Annotated in this window: 12 protein-coding genes and 3 pseudogenes; 7 read left to right on the top strand and 8 right to left on the bottom strand. The window is 40.3% G+C overall.

Annotated features, from left to right (window positions below; genetic code table 11):
* Positions 1 to 891, top strand: a complete 891-nt coding sequence (locus NYZ99_RS11885) for a transglutaminase family protein (protein WP_260571367.1) — start codon at positions 1 to 3, stop codon at positions 889 to 891.
* Here the strand turns inward: NYZ99_RS11885 and NYZ99_RS11880 are convergent.
* The 5 genes from NYZ99_RS11880 to NYZ99_RS11860 form a co-directional block, all read right to left on the bottom strand.
* On the bottom strand, positions 888 to 1,772 hold the full coding sequence (locus NYZ99_RS11880; RefSeq protein ID WP_260571366.1) for a dienelactone hydrolase family protein: 885 nt from the start codon (positions 1,770 to 1,772) through the stop codon (positions 888 to 890). The genes NYZ99_RS11885 and NYZ99_RS11880 overlap by 4 nt on opposite strands.
* Positions 1,769 to 2,038 (bottom strand): hypothetical protein, encoded by a 270-nt coding sequence (locus tag NYZ99_RS11875; protein WP_260571365.1) that lies wholly within the window; start codon positions 2,036 to 2,038, stop codon positions 1,769 to 1,771. Before NYZ99_RS11875 ends, NYZ99_RS11880 begins: the two co-directional genes overlap by 4 nt.
* Positions 2,039 to 2,052: 14 nt before the next feature.
* Positions 2,053 to 2,649 (bottom strand): MBL fold metallo-hydrolase, encoded by a 597-nt coding sequence (locus NYZ99_RS11870; protein ID WP_260571364.1) that lies wholly within the window; start codon positions 2,647 to 2,649, stop codon positions 2,053 to 2,055.
* A gap of 16 nt (positions 2,650 to 2,665) precedes the next feature.
* A complete protein-coding gene (locus tag NYZ99_RS11865) occupies positions 2,666 to 3,460 on the bottom strand; it encodes a DUF3500 domain-containing protein (protein ID WP_420845122.1) in 795 nt (264 codons plus the stop codon).
* A gap of 87 nt (positions 3,461 to 3,547) precedes the next feature.
* Positions 3,548 to 3,865, bottom strand: coding sequence for a DUF3500 domain-containing protein (locus NYZ99_RS11860; RefSeq protein WP_260571362.1), 318 nt, complete (start codon positions 3,863 to 3,865; stop codon positions 3,548 to 3,550).
* A 303-nt stretch (positions 3,866 to 4,168) separates the two neighbouring features.
* On the opposite strand from NYZ99_RS11860, the gene NYZ99_RS11855 reads away from it, so the two are divergent.
* The 6 genes and pseudogenes from NYZ99_RS11855 to trxB all read left to right on the top strand — a co-directional run bounded on the left by NYZ99_RS11855 (position 4,169) and on the right by trxB (position 10,062).
* Positions 4,169 to 4,729 (top strand): YceI family protein, encoded by a 561-nt coding sequence (locus NYZ99_RS11855; RefSeq protein WP_260571360.1) that lies wholly within the window; start codon positions 4,169 to 4,171, stop codon positions 4,727 to 4,729.
* Between the two features lie 350 nt (positions 4,730 to 5,079).
* Positions 5,080 to 5,925, top strand: a complete 846-nt coding sequence (locus tag NYZ99_RS11850) for a transketolase family protein (protein ID WP_260571359.1) — start codon at positions 5,080 to 5,082, stop codon at positions 5,923 to 5,925.
* A complete protein-coding gene (locus NYZ99_RS11845; RefSeq protein WP_260571358.1) occupies positions 5,922 to 7,016 on the top strand; it encodes a transketolase-like TK C-terminal-containing protein in 1,095 nt (364 codons plus the stop codon). Before NYZ99_RS11850 ends, NYZ99_RS11845 begins: the two co-directional genes overlap by 4 nt.
* A 16-nt stretch (positions 7,017 to 7,032) precedes the next feature.
* Positions 7,033 to 7,686 carry a fructose-6-phosphate aldolase gene (gene fsa / locus NYZ99_RS11840; protein ID WP_260571356.1) on the top strand — a complete coding sequence of 218 codons (654 nt, stop codon included), beginning with the start codon at positions 7,033 to 7,035 and terminating at the stop codon, positions 7,684 to 7,686.
* 145 nt (positions 7,687 to 7,831) lie between these two features.
* Positions 7,832 to 8,955, top strand: a pseudogene (locus tag NYZ99_RS22940) (formylglycine-generating enzyme family protein).
* Positions 8,956 to 9,079: 124 nt separating this feature from the next.
* Positions 9,080 to 10,062 (top strand): annotated as a pseudogene (trxB, locus tag NYZ99_RS11830) (thioredoxin-disulfide reductase).
* Between the two features lie 63 nt (positions 10,063 to 10,125).
* Here trxB and NYZ99_RS11825 read toward each other — a convergent pair.
* The 3 genes and pseudogenes from NYZ99_RS11825 to NYZ99_RS11815 all read right to left on the bottom strand — a co-directional run bounded on the left by NYZ99_RS11825 (position 10,126) and on the right by NYZ99_RS11815 (position 12,749).
* Positions 10,126 to 10,572, bottom strand: coding sequence for a hypothetical protein (locus tag NYZ99_RS11825; protein WP_260571354.1), 447 nt, complete (start codon positions 10,570 to 10,572; stop codon positions 10,126 to 10,128).
* Positions 10,573 to 10,684: 112 nt separating this feature from the next.
* Positions 10,685 to 11,734 carry a PLP-dependent aminotransferase family protein gene (locus NYZ99_RS11820; RefSeq protein ID WP_260571352.1) on the bottom strand — a complete coding sequence of 350 codons (1,050 nt, stop codon included), beginning with the start codon at positions 11,732 to 11,734 and terminating at the stop codon, positions 10,685 to 10,687.
* Positions 11,735 to 11,739: 5 nt separating this feature from the next.
* Positions 11,740 to 12,749, bottom strand: a pseudogene (locus NYZ99_RS11815) (dipeptide epimerase).
* Positions 12,750 to 12,806 lie beyond the last annotated feature (57 nt).

Genomic DNA, 12,806 nt, shown 5'->3' with positions numbered 1-12,806 from the left:
ATGGTTTTCAACGTAACGCATATCACCACTTATAAATATAATGCCCCGGTAAATTACTGCCATAATATTGCGACATTACGTCCTCGTAGGTCGGATGGACAGGAATTATTGGATTACAAAATAAATATTAGTCCCGGACCTGCTGAAATAACCGAAAGGGTTGATTTTTTTGGAAATTTTATAACCCGATTTTCCATTCAGACAGAGCACGACACTCTAAAAGTCACTACCAAAAGCAAAATAATTAGGGACTTTGGATTTTTTTACGATTCATTTTTATCGGATGCCTGTAGAAAAATAACCATGAACGAGGCCCTTTATGCCCTCAATGGAAATGATGCTACCATTATGGATGCAAAACAGTTTGTGTTGGAATCCATATTTATAAGGCAGACCAATAAGGACATTAAAGCGTATGCAGAAAAGTCATTTCAAGGAAATCGTTCTGTTTTTGATGCTGCTTACGAATTAATGCAACGTATCTACACCGATTTCGATTTTGTTTCGGGTTTTACCAGTATTTCAACTCCAGTGGAAGAGGTCATGCGTGAGAAAAAAGGGGTATGCCAGGATTTTGCACAAATTGCCATTGCCTGTATCAGATCTGTGGGTTTGCCAGCTCGTTACGTGAGTGGTTACATTGAAACGCTTCCACCACCAGGGAAGGAAAAACTGGTGGGTGCGGATGCTTCCCATGCGTGGTTCTCCATATTTATTCCTGGTTTCGGTTGGGTGGATTTTGACCCAACCAATAATCAAATCCCCAAGGACCAACATATATTGGTAGGGTGGGGAAGGGATTATTATGACGTCCCTCCCTTAAAGGGAGTGGTCTATGGAAGCGGAAAAAGCAAACTTAAAGTGTCCGTAGACATTGCACGTGTTGCTTAGGCAAGTTTAGCCTTAAAAAATTCAATGGTACGTTTCCATGCCAATTCAGCAGCTTCACGATCGTATCTTGGTGTTGTATCGTTATGAAAACCGTGATTGGCATTTTCATATACATAGGCCACGTATTCCTTTCCATTTTTCTTGAGTGCTTCTTCATAAGCCGGCCAACCTTCATTGACTCTTTTATCCAGCTCTCCAAAGTGAAGTAATAATGGAGCATTTATCTTATCAATATCCTCTGTTGGCTGGCCTCCGTAAAAAGGAACGGCAGCTCCAAGGTCCGATACTTTAACGGCCATCATGTTGGAAATCCATCCACCAAAACAAAAACCAACGACACCTACTTTTCCATTACACTCTGGATGGTTTTTTAGGTAATCAAAGGCTGCGATGAAATCTTCCAACATTTCATTTCTGTCCCTTTTTCTCTGTAGTTCGCGTCCGTCATCATCGCTCCCTGGATAACCACCCAATGGCGTCAATGCATCGGGCGCTATGGAGATAAACCCGGCCAATCCGGCGCGTCTGCCTACATCTTCAATATGTGGGTTCAATCCCCTGTTTTCGTGTACAACTACAATGCCCGGAAGCTGTTCTTTTGCATCGGCTGGTCTTGATAGCAATGCTTTTATGGAACCTCCTCCCTTAGGTGAATCATAATAGATGAATTCCGATTTTAAGTTGGGGTCATCCGCCTGTATCTGTATTTTTTTGACATAATCCGGCGAGATAAAACTAAGTAAGGATGACACCGTAATTCCCCCTACCGCATAAGTGGATAATTTGTCAATGAACAATCTTCTGCTTACCCTATTATGGGCATAGTCGTCATAAAGGTCAAAAACCTCTTGTTTAATGTCTTCTTTCCTTAACTCTTTCATTTTACTAAGTTTTTAATCGGCAGATTTATAAATAAATTCCACAATCCGATCCGCATTGATGAAGCCTTGTCCATGGGTCTCGTCCCACTCTTTGGATAGCCCCATTTTTTGTACTTCCTCCAATGATTTTCCGGAACTTCGGTTTCCTTAACACGTTCCCTCAAGGTAATCAAAATTTTGGTAAAATCCTTTAAATCAGTCTTTGAGGATATAGCACCATGACCAGGTATGATTTTTGTTTCATCGTCAATTAGTTCCAGGGCCATTGTTGTATTGGATATCAACCCGTCAATATCGCCTCCGAATTTAAGTCGATATATGGATAGCGTCCACTAAAGAAATTATCACCCATATGAATGACATTGTCCTCAGGAAAATAATAGTAAGTATCCCCATCCGTATGGGCGGGATTTACATGCATGGCATGCACGCTTTTCCCATTTTTTAAGTGCAAGGTCATCTTGTCGTTAAAAGTGACTACCGGCCAAGCTTCCTTTGGTTGTGGTTCCTCGGAGCTTACCATACGCTTTCTCACATTTTCATGGGCTATGACAAGAGCTCCCGCATTTGCTAAATTTTCATTACCCCCCGTATGGTCTCCATGCATGTGGGTATTTAGTACAAAATTGATGGGTTTGTCGGTTATTGTTTTTACATGGGCTACTATTTTTTCCGTAAGTGATCCAAATTGGTCATCAATAAGATAAGCCGCATCCTCCCCAATGGCGAGGCCAATATTTCCACCCGCACCAAAGAGAGTGTAGACATTATCGGTAAGTTTTTCCGAAGTTATTTCAACGGTACTAAAATCTCGTTGTGCCTGTAATGAAGTGCTGGCCAGTAGTATAATAATTATGACATTTCCTAATTTTTTCATGGCATATTTTTTAGTGTTAATTTTTGTGTGATGATTCCAAATGCTGTTTTAATAAATCCTTTCCATAATCATTGCCGTTTGGTGTTCTTACTACCGTATGGATATGGTTTCGGGTGGGGCCTCTTCTTTCCACATTAGGGACTCCAACTACCCCTTGATGGTCGAACTCAATTAGGACAACAGGACTATGAATTCTGTAATAGAATACGGCATCCTCCTCTATGGAACCCACCCAGGCGAACCAAGTTTGGTCTATGTGCTTTTTTATCTCTTCCATTTTAATTTCTTGATGCCCTTCCTTCATATTACTTATGTATTGGTCTATAAGGTCTAGAAGTATCTCCTGCTGGTTCTTTGGAATTTCGGCCATAGGTAAACCTTCAAATTCTAAAATGAGATTATCCTTAAAGGCTTCGGCTTGATTGTTATTATGCTTCTTTTCATTATTAAGGGTAGCCTTCATTCGATGTTCTTCATTTAAGGTTTGCATAAATTGTAACCCCATATTCTGCTCGTCTTGAAAAAGGGTATTGCCCTCATACTTACCACTAGTAGTAATAATGGGTTCACCACCCATAAATACAGGTGACATTACAACTTGGTCGCCCAAAACAAAATAATTTATCACTAAATGATGGCCATCTATTTGCCAGCCCCAAGGCTCTGATAGGGAAGGAGTACCCATTATGGTGAAAAAATAAAGTTCCTCGCTAAAAATATCCGGTCTACTGTTAAGTTCGGCCGGAGTATGGTCCGTTTTCATAATATCCTTGCTAAGTTGAAGGCCTTTTGCACTTAGTGATTCCTGCATCAGTTCAAAAGCCAACTTTCTTTAGTCCTGATTCATTTCTTTTAAAGATATTCCCTGTCTAATAAAAATCCCGTTATCCACATTGGATCATTTTCGCCATTCAGGATCATCTACCTTAAAAGTAGTTCTAGTCAGTTGCTCTTTATCCAGGCTTCTTAAAAAGTTATTGGCGGCAGTAGTAATGTGGATGGTAGACACACCTGTAGAATGGATTGGAAAAAGATTTTCCACAAGACCTTTGGATGTTCGCACGCCAACAAACTCCTCGGCCATGGCTTTGTCCTCAATATCCTTGAAGAATTTCCTGACATTGCGCATTCTCTCACTATCATCGGTTTGTTGACCATTAATCGAGAATAATCCGAAGATTAGAGTGCACAAAATATGAATTGTCGATTTTTTCATTTCAATTTGGTTTGGTTATGACCCCAATTGATAAGCTCGAAGTCAGACTTTTACAATTGGAGGTTTTAGGGTCTTATCAAGTTTTCTACTATGAAATCCCTTAAAGGTATTATTTTTTGGATTGTAATAGGAAACCTTGGATATCAATTGTTTTAGTCTTGAATATTTTTGTTTAAATACTGATTCTTAGAATAATACCTCTTTGATTTATTATAATTTTTTTAACATATATGCATTAAACCTTTTATGTTATTTGTTGTCTCATTTAAATATTTTAACTCAACAACTACAATTTTAATCATTATGAAAAAAAATCTATCCCTTCTAGCACTGATATTTTGTTCAGTGCTTACAGCCCAGTCTACATGGACAGCTGACAAAGCACACTCTAAAATTGGTTTTACCGTTACGCATTTATTGATTTCTGAGGTAGATGGTAATTTTGACGAATTTGAAATTTCTGCTACTGCCGGTGATACTTTTATGGATCCATCTTTTGATGTATCTATAAATACATCCAGTGTTGATACCGATAATGAAAGAAGAGATGGTCATTTAAAGAGCGGAGATTTCTTTGATGTAGAAGCCCACCCTACAATGACCTTTAAAACTACTTCCATTGAAAAAACAGGTGACAATACCTTCAAAATGATGGGAGACTTAACTATGCATGGGGTTACAAAGCCTGTAACATTGGAAGGAAAAGTAAACGGAGTGATTACTGATCAGCGTAGTCAAAAATTAAAAGCTGGATTAAAATTGACCGGTACAATAGACAGAACTGAATTTGGTGTTGGTGAAGAGAGTGCTGCTATTGGCAGTGAAATCGATTTGACCATCAATTTAGAGATGGCACAGCAATAAGAAGAGCGTTCTTACAGATAAAAAAAGCCCACTTTTAGTGGGTTTTTTTTATGTCCATAGTACAACATTTTAGATGTATGGTTGATTTTTAGTTTACTTTTCACTTAAAAATTTTAATGGATATTTTTTAAATGTGATTTTTACACATATATATAATTATATGTGGTGCAATAATTTTAAAAGGCGCTATAAATACGGTATATTTGGGGCGCAAAGTCTAAATGTAAAAGCAAATTTCAAACAACCTTTTAATAAATGAACCAAGAAATTGATCAACTAGCAGCGGATAACATCAGGGCCTTGGCTGTGGCTATGGTGGAAAAGGCAAATTCGGACACCCGGGAGGACCCATGGGTGGGGCAGATTTTATGCATATTCTATACTCCGAATTCTTTAATTACGATCCAGCGGATATGCATTGGCCATTCCGTGACCGTTTTTTTATGGATGCAGGTCACCTATCTACACTCATGTACGCTCAGTATTATTTGTTGGGCAATTATAAGAAGGAGGACATTGCCAACTTTAGACAATGGGAGTCCGTTACACCGGGTCACCCGGAAGTGGATGTGGCTAGGGGAGTGGAAAATACCTCGGGATCCTTGGGACAAGGTCATACCATGGGTGTGGGCGCCACCATTGCGGCTAAATTTTTACAGGCACGTTTTGGAGATTGGATGAACCATAAGATTTATGGATTTATCTCCGATGGTGGGGTTCAAGAGGAAATTTCCCAAGGAGCTGGCCGAATAGCAGGACATTTGGGATTGAATAATTTCATCATGTTCTATGACGCAAACGATGTACAGCTTTCCTCAAAGACTGATGAGGTTACTTCCGAGGATACTGCAAAGAAATATGAAGCATGGGGTTGGAAGGTGGTAACCATTGATGGCCATGACCATGACCAAATAAGAAAGGCTACGGCCGATGCCAATGCGGAGACCGAAAAGCCCACATTGATTATTGGACATACCATTATGGGTAAAGGATGTGTTACCGCAGATGGTGAAATGTATGAAGGTCATACCGAATTACATGGAAAACCGATTGGTGATACAGGTGCAGATTATCAAAAGACGCTAGAAAACTTAGGGGCAGACGTAGACAATCCGTTTGAAATCTTTAAAAGTGTCGCGGAATATTATGAGGATATCGTTGGAAAAAAAGAGCGGCGGCCCATGCAAAGAAGTTGAAAATCGATGCTTGGCGAGCTGATAATCCGGAACTTTCCAGTAAAATGGATAGTTTCTTTGATGGTAAACTACCTGATTTAGATTTTGGCTCCATCACACAGAAAGAAGGTCAGGCTACAAGAGCGGCATCGTCCAATGTTTTGGCCTACTTAGCAGAGAATGTGGAGAATATGATTGTTTCTTCTGCTGATTTATCCAACAGCGATAAAACGGATGGTTTCCTTAAAAAGACCTCTATTCTTAAAAAGGGTGATTTTTCAGGGGCCTTTTTACAAGCCGGGGTGGCCGAGTTGACCATGGCGGCGATTGCCAATGGAATCGCTCTTCATGGCGGGATTATTCCTGTAGTGGCAACTTTCTTCGTTTTCTCGGATTATATGAAGCCTGCCATTCGATTGAGCGCCATTCAAGAATTACCGGTGAAATATGTTTGGACCCATGATGCCTTTAGGATAGGGGAAGATGATCCCACCCACCAGCCTATAGAACAGGAGGCACAAATACGCTTATTGGAAAAATTAAAGAACCACAGCCATGAGCAGAGCTTTGTGGCCCTGCGCCCTGCAGATTCACAGGAAACCAATGTAGCTTGGAAAATGGCCATTGAGAATAAAAAAACTCCAACGGGTCTTATTTTATCAAGACAGAATATTAAGGACGTTCCTGCAGAGTCCGGTAGTAGATATGATGCGGCCCTTGGAGCGGAAAAGGGCGGTTATTTGGTGAAGGAATCCAGTGACCCGGATGTGATTTTAGTTGCCAACGGTTCAGAAGTATCCACTCTTGTAGATGCATCAAAATTATTGGAGGAAAAGAAAAATCTCAAAGTAAACATTGCCTCTATCCCGTCCGAAGGTATTTTTAGACAGCAGTCTAAGGAATATCAGGAAAAAGTGATTCCTGGCAACAAACCAGTTTTTGGATTGACGGCAGGTTTACCTGTAAATTTAGAAGGTTTGGCAGAATCAAATGGAAAGGTTTTCGGTCTTGAACACTTTGGATATTCTGCGCCGGCTTCCGTATTGGATGAAAAGTTTGGATTTACGGGAGATCAGGTATATAAAGAAGTAATAGAATTTTTGAACAAATAGATAAAAGAAGAATACAATGAAATTTTTTATAGATACAGCAAACCTAGATGAAATAAAGGAAGCCCAAGATATGGGAGTATTGGACGGTGTCACCACCAATCCATCCCTAATGGCCAAGGAGGGTATAACGGGAACTGAAAATATCCTAAATCACTACAAGAAAATCTGTGATTTGGTTGATGGGCATGTAAGTGCAGAGGTTATTTCCACCGATTTTGACGGGATGGTCGAAGAAGGGGAGAAATTGGCAGCCCTAAATCCCCAGATTGTAGTTAAACTTCCTATGATTGCCGACGGTGTAAAAGCCTGTAAATATTTTTCGGATAAAGGAATAAAGACAAATGTAACATTGGTGTTTTCTGCAGGTCAGGCATTATTGGCGGCAAAGGCGGGAGCCACCTATGTCTCCCCGTTTATTGGAAGATTGGACGATATTTCCACGGATGGACTTGGGTTAATATCCGATATTAGATTGATATACGACAACTACGGTTTTGAAACGGAAATTTTGGCAGCCTCCGTAAGACACGTGATGCATGTATTGGATTGTGCCAAAATTGGCGCGGATGTTATGACCGATCCTTTATCCGCAATTAAGGGTCTTTTAAAACATCCTTTGACGGATAGTGGTTTAGCGAAGTTCCTAGAAGATTACAAGAAAGGAAATTAGGAGTCTCCAACCATAATAGCAAATATAGGGGAACACCTAGCTCGGCTAGGTGTTTTTTTGTGGTTATCATAATAGAACCAAACTTTACATACTATTGTCTTCTCCAAGCATAATGTGTAGTTTTACCAATAGCTAAAGAACTAAAATGCAAAAATTAGTGAAGGTTTTCGTACTTGTATTTCCGGGCTTGCAGGCATGTAAGCAAGAGGCGGCGAAACTAACGGAAAGTTCAAATTCGGAACATGAGACTTCAAAAGTTGCAGAAATTGGTCAAGATGTACTTATAGAAAAGCCGGATAACATTGCTTTCCCGGAAGGTATGGTTTGGGTACCGGGAGGGGCCTTAAAACAAGGTGCTGTTTCCCAAGATAAAATGGCGATGCAGCACGAAAAACCTGCAATACATGTTTTAGTAGATGGGTTTTTTATGGACATTACCGAAGTGACCAATGCCCAGTTCAAGAAGTTTGTGGAACAAACAGGTTATGTTACCACAGCGGAAAGGGCCATCGACTGGGAGGAATTAAAGAAACAAGTGCCGGAGGGAACAGAGAAACCCCATGATTCATTATTGCAACCAGGTTCATTGACCTTTAAAAAAACAAAGACTTCGGTACCCAATCTTTACGACTTTTCACAATGGTGGAATTGGACTATAGGAGCTGATTGGAGGCACCCTAATGGATCTAGCAGTTCTATCGAAGGCAAGGAAAATTATCCCGTGGTACAAATATCCTATGAGGATGCCTTGGCCTACTGCAAATGGGCAGGAAGACGTTTGCCTACAGAGGCAGAATGGGAATTGGCCGCTAGGGCGGGAAAGGAAGGAACCACCTTTTTCGGGGAGATGATATTGATGTACTGAAGGACAGGGCCAATACTTGGGAAGGCGAATTCCCGGTATCCAACACCAAAACGGATGGATTTGAATTGAGGGCCCCAGTGAAGTCTTACCCCCCAAACGATTACGGATTGTATGACATGGCGGGCAATGTCCGGGAGTGGACAAGTGATTGGTACAATACCAATTATTATAAGGAAGCAAGTGCTTCAGGTTTGGTCGAGAAAAACCCACAGGGTGCCAAAATGCCATTTACCCCCAACAACCCTTATGCCAAGGAAAGGGTGATAAAGGGAGGTTCTTTTTTATGTAGTGCCTCCTATTGTGCAAGTTATCGCGTTTCTGCAAGGATGGGTTCCAGTATGGATTCTTCGTTGGAACATACAGGATTTAGAACCGTTGCAACCGTGAATATGTTGACCGAATGACCTTTTAATTTATTCCAATTAGGAATTAAAGGGAACACACATTCCTGTGAAAACTTTTAATAACTTCCATGTAAGTTTTTTGTCCAATATCCTACTTTTGTAGAACGAATTGAAAGATACTATTATGTCGGAAGCAATAGAGCGTTTAAAAACATTGATAATTGGATCTGGATCTGCTGGATATACGGCTGCAATTTATGCTGCAAGAGCGGATTTAAAACCAGTTTTATATACAGGTATGGAACCAGGTGGACAACTTACCACCACCACAGAAGTAGATAATTTTCCGGGCTATCCGAGAGGGTATAGACGGACCTTCTATGATGGTTCAACTTCAGCAACAGGCGGAACGTTTTGGAACTGATGTACGCATCGGTATGGTGACGAATGTGGATTTTAGTAAAAAAGAGGGCGGTATCCATAAAATTACCGTCGATAATGAAAAGCAAATTGAAGCTGAAACGGTGATTATATCTACTGGGGCATCGGCAAAATATTTGAATATCCCTAGTGAACAGAGATTAAGGGGCGGAGGAGTCTCGGCCTGCGCCGTTTGTGACGGTTTCTTCTATAAAGGTCAGGATGTTGCCATTGTTGGTGCTGGGGATACTGCGGCCGAGGAGGCCTCGTATTTGGCAAATATCTGCAATAAGGTTACCATGTTGGTCGTAAGGATTATATGAGAGCTTCAAAAGCCATGCAGCATAGGGTTCAAAGCCTCAAAAATATTGAAATAAAGTACAATACAGAGGTGGACGAGGTGCTGGGAGACCAAGTGGTTGAAGGACTAAGAATGGTGAATAATCAAACCGGTGAAAAAGAAGAGATTGCCATTACAGGTCTATTTATTGCCATTGGACATAAACCCAATACGGATATTTTCAAGGGGCAATTAGATATGGACGAAACCGGATATATTATTACCAAGGGTAAATCTACCAAGACTAATATCCCTGGGGTCTTTGCTTCGGTGATGCCCAGGATAAGGAATACAGGCAGGCGGTAACTGCTGCCGGTACTGGATGTATGGCAGCCTTGGATGCAGAGCGTTATCTGGCGACCATAGGTTCTGTGGCAGAAACCATAGCGGACGATTATAATAATTGAATAATAATAGATAAATAAAAAAGCGCCGTTTAGGCGCTTTTTTTGTTTACTAAGATGCTATTTTTAGTCGATTCGCTTATAATTCTCTGCATAGACCCTATTCCCATCATCGTCCAATGTTATTTGGCTATAATTGTTTTCATCCAAAACCAGTTCAAACTTGAATATACGAACGGTGTCCTGTATTTTCATCATTTCTGAAGAGGCAAATTCCAATCGCTCTTCTAATTCGTTTGCTGTATTGGTATACGACCCATATCCGAACCATTCCGCCGGATCGTCCGGTGAATAACGTGTCCACATTACTTTACCTTTACTGTAAATCTTGACTTGCCGATAACCATTTACGTTCTGTAATGTATCCGAAACACCTTGTTCATCATAATTATATCGGTTGATAAGTTCCCAGGTTCCTTCTAAGGAATTCGCGTTTTGTAGTTTTGAAGAAGTGATACTGGTAAGGGTTACCAATAAGAACATCAAAAAAACTGACCCAATTAATTTTTTCATGGCCAAATTATTTAATGGTTATTAATACCATAAAAGGTACAAATAATATTGATAATTTAACAATTTTTAAGGATAATAATTATCAAATTTTCAGTAAGGTTTAGGTGTAGACCTAACGTCTGAAATTGTTTAGGGTATTGGTCAGCAAATCGATATCGGACTTTATATGTGAGGCCGAAAGTACAATACGGCTCATCGTTTCAGAGCTTTCTTTTGGATAGTTAAAATTGGTAACGATAATATGGTGCTTCTCCGGAAATTGAACCAGTTCTTGATTTAAAAAGGTAAAAGTTGGATGCCCCTGCATATGTCTAAAGTGTTTCAGAGACTCATTAGTTTCTAAAAAATAATCCAAGTTAGCCTTTAAAATATTCCTTCTTTCCAAGTAAAGAGGGGCCGCTTCCAAGAACGTGGCAATTGCGGCCGGACTTGCCGGACTTGCACCACCATAAAAGGAGGTGTTTTCCATATGAAGCAAATCTTCCTTATTACCAAAGATAGCTCCCGCTTGTACACCAAACCCTTTTCCCAACGAGCAGCATACAAATAATTTTTTGGGATTCAACGCTTGTAAAGACCTGTATACACCGCTCCCATTTTTTCCTATTATCCCGATACCATGGGAGTCGTCCGCCACTACTATGATTTCATTAAGTGGAAGGATTTTTAAACTTTCAAAGTCAGGATAGCCACCTCCCGAAAAATCTATGGCGTCCATGAATAAAACAGGGGTTTTGGCATTGGGTTCATTCAGGTAATTTCGCAAGGCTATGTTTAAACTCGCATAGGTCACATAATTTTTAACCTGATGCCTGAACAATGCAGAATGTGTATTGGGAGCAAAAAAGGGTTTACAGGACTTTTTATGAATATAGTCCGATAAAAATTGTCCAGCCAAATATCCTGAGGATTGCGTGATGCAGGCTTCACTCCCTACTAAATCGGAGAGATAATCCTCAGCCAAATGGAAAATAGAAAAGCGGACATTGGATTTTCCGGAAGCACTGTAATTGGTTCCATATTTTCTAATGTTATTTATAAAGAGTTCCTGAAATGGCGGGTAATTTTGGAGTCCCAAATAAGAGGTTCCCCCAAAATACAGGTATTCCTGCCCCTCATACTTTATTTCTCTCCCTGGGAATGAATCGATAAAATACGCCATAGATTCTACATCATTGTTACTCCGCTACCGGCCAATTCGGAAAAATCACCTTACCGTTTTTTTGTATCTCGACACCCTTGGCAATATCATTTTTCAAAAGTAGTGCTCCATCCATATCCACATAATCCAATTGAGGTAATAATTGGGCTATGGCCGATATTCCCACGGTAGATTCTGTCATACATCCCACCATGACTTTCAAACCAAGCTCTTTTCCCCTTTTTATCATGCGAAGGGCAGGGGTGAGGCCGCCGCATTTGGTGAGCTTTATGTTGATACCATTAAAGTGCATGGCGCATTTCTCAACATCGCTTTCTACAATACAGCTTTCGTCCGCAATGATAGGCAGTACACTTTGATGAACTACTTTTTCCATGCCTTCCCAATCATCCGCTTTCAAGGGTTGCTCTAAAAACTCCACCCCCAATTCTTTTAGCAAAGGGGCATTATCAATAGTTTCCTCAGCGGTTCATGCACAATTGGCATCGATTCTAAAAACAGCATTGGTATGTTTTCTAAGCTCTCTCACAATAGAAACATCATCTTCAGTTCCCAATTTTATTTTATAGATAGGCCATGGCATGTCCATCATTTTGGAGACCATTTCTTCAATAGGTGCGATTCCTATCGTATAATTGGTAATAGGGTAGTGGTCATTTTGTGTTCCCCATAGTTCGTACAAGGGTTTTCCATTTAGTTTACCATACAGGTCGTGAGCCGCTAGGTCCAAGGCGCACAATGTAAAATTAGATAAACCTTTACCCTTAAGAAATGCATGAAATGTTTCGGGATTTTTGAAATCGAACGTTTCGATAATTTCTCGTACCAATTCGATTTCGGCCATCATACTTTCAACGGTAATTTGGTAATACGGGTTGCTCGTAGCTTCCCCAAATCCTGTGTGGCCCTTTAGACCCAAACCTACGATAAGAGTGTCCTGAAAATCATGGGACTCCCTAGAAATACTAAAGGTGTGGCGTAATGCCAAAGTATGTTTTTGTAGCTGTAATTGCATACTACTAAGATAGGGATATGACCCATAATCCAAAATCAAAACCCACTGAATTTTCAG

Source organism: Maribacter litopenaei (assembly GCF_025244665.1).
Classification (GTDB): domain Bacteria; phylum Bacteroidota; class Bacteroidia; order Flavobacteriales; family Flavobacteriaceae; genus Maribacter; species Maribacter litopenaei.
Note: the sequence above shows the minus strand (reverse complement) of the source record. Positions and strands in the feature narration are given on the sequence as shown.